The sequence below is a fragment of the Kitasatospora sp. NPDC056783 genome (assembly GCF_042789895.1).
Lineage (GTDB): Bacteria > Actinomycetota > Actinomycetes > Streptomycetales > Streptomycetaceae > Kitasatospora.
Genome location: NZ_JBHUAF010000659.1, coordinates 1 through 2,102, shown reverse-complemented (window position 1 = coordinate 2,102; position 2,102 = coordinate 1). Strand labels below are relative to the sequence as shown.

Sequence of the window (2,102 nt, the reverse complement as noted above, 5' to 3'; positions counted from 1 at the left end):
GGCGGGTACTTCATCTGAGCAGCCATCACAAAGGCTCCCTTCTCATGACCCATCAGGCCATCTCCGGCAACCTTCCGCACGTCGGGGGAACCTCAAGCCGACTCGAACTCAGCCTCGCCGCATGACCCGAATTAGCCAGCAGGATCCGCGAGGCGTCATCCGCAGGTGAACGGCTGACTCCTATGAAGTCACAGAAGCCCGACCGGCCACGCGCCGAGTTACATCGCCCGGCAGGCCGACGATTCCCGAGAAGGACAGCCGAAGCGTCAGTCAGATCAAGAGTCAGACCCCCAGGCGATGCCACGGCCAATCCTCACTGTCAGATCAGCTCGCGGTCAGGACTTGTCGCACAGCGCCGCGTTCAGCACGCCGTACATCTGGCCGACCGGCGGGTTGGTCGCCAGGTGCGCGTTGGTCACCACCGACGCGTGCCGTCCGTCCTCGGTGACCAGGGTCTCCGTGTAGTAGCCGGGGACCTCGCCGTCGTGGCCCCAGGCCACGCCGCCGCACGGCAGGCTGTAGCGGGCGATGCCGAGACCGTAGGCGAGCAGGGAGTCCGGGGAGCCGACGGGGACGGTCCGTTCCATTTCGGTCAGGATCGCCGGGGGAATGACACGGCCCGAGATCAGGGCCTGGTAGAAGCGGGTGAGGTCGTCCTGGGTCGAGATCATCGCCCCGGTGCTGCTGAACAGCGACGGGTCGTAGCTGATCACATCACGCCAGAAGAAGAACCCGGCGAAGCGGACACCGTTGTAGCCGTGCACGGCCGGGGTCGGCAGGGAGCGGTCACCGGGGGCCGGGAAAGAGGTCGCGGTCAGGCCGAGCGGCCGGACGATTCGCGCCATGACCGCCTCGTGGACCGGCGTACCGGTGACCTTCTCGATGAGCATGCCCAGGATCAGGTAGTTGGTGTTGGAGTACACCATGGTGGCGCCGGGCTGCCCGACCGGGGCGTTCTTCAGCCCGTCCCGCACGAGGACGTCCAGGGAGAAGGAACCGTCGGGGTTGGCGGGGGGCGGGAGCAGGGGGTTGGGGCTGTACGCCGCGATTCCGCTGGTGTGCTGGAGGAGCTGGCGCACCGTGATGGCGTTGCCGTCGTAGCCGTTGCCTGTGACGACGCCCGGCAGGTACTGACCGATGACGGTGTCGAGGGACACCTTGCCCTCGCCGACCAGCGTGAGGACGGTCGCGGCCGTGAAGGTCTTGGTCTGGCTGCCCACGCGGAAGCGGTCGGTGGGGGTGATCGGGGTGTTGGTGTTGATCGTCCCCGTACCGACGGAGAGGGAGTACGACCCGGTGCTGTCCCCCGCGTACACGCCTGCGCCGGGCCCCGCCGCCGCCTGGAACGTCTTCAGCGCCGTCAGGGTCTGGGCGCGGTTGTCATCCGGCGCGGCCTGCGCCGCCGGCGACAGCGCGAGTACCAGCGCGCAGGCCGCCCCGACCAGCACGGCGGTCTTCTTCACGATCGGCATGTTTCCCCCTGGAAGTCCGCAGGGGCTGGGCGCCGCCGCGGGCTGTCCATGATGGCATCGGATCCGCGCGCGATCCAGGCTCCCCGGCGAAGACTGGCCGGACGGGAACGCTCTGGCCAGAAGCCGGTCCTGGACCCGGCCCGCGGCCGGTCCTGACGGTGGTCAGGACCGGCCGGGCGGTGCCGGGCGATGCCGGGGAGTGCCGGTTCAGGGCACCAGCACCACCCTTCCGAAGACCTCTCCCGCGTCCATCGCGCGGTGGGCCGCCGCGGCCTGCTCCAGCGGTAGTACCTCGTGCGCCACCGTGCGCAGGCCTCCGCGGGCGGCGTCGGCGAACTGGGAGGAGCGCACCGCCTGCCGTTCGGGGCCGGACACGGTGTCGGAGCTGAAGGTGGCGAAGGACAGCGACCGGCGGAAGGCGTCGATGAGTCGCATACCGAAGTCCGCGGGAGGCTGTCCGCCGACCACGCCGACGGTCACGTACCGCCCGTTGGGGTTCAACCTCTCCAGGAACCGGGGAAGTCGGGGTCCGCCCACTGTGCGACATCCCGCGAGTTCTCCTGAGCCCCGCTGAGTGACCGAGGCCGTGGCCAGGGGCTTCTTCCTCCTTCGAGTGCTCCGCTGGGCTGT

General features: G+C 69.3%; 2 protein-coding genes. Both read right to left on the bottom strand.

Annotation, left to right across the window (positions count from 1 at the left end):
• Positions 1–335: 335 nt before the first annotated feature.
• A complete protein-coding gene (locus ACFRMQ_RS40355) occupies positions 336–1,472 on the bottom strand; it encodes a serine hydrolase domain-containing protein (RefSeq protein ID WP_380735894.1) in 1,137 nt (378 codons plus the stop codon).
• A gap of 207 nt (positions 1,473–1,679) precedes the next feature.
• The coding region (locus ACFRMQ_RS40350; RefSeq protein WP_380735893.1) for a zinc-binding dehydrogenase at positions 1,680–2,102 on the bottom strand (423 nt) is incomplete at its 5' end.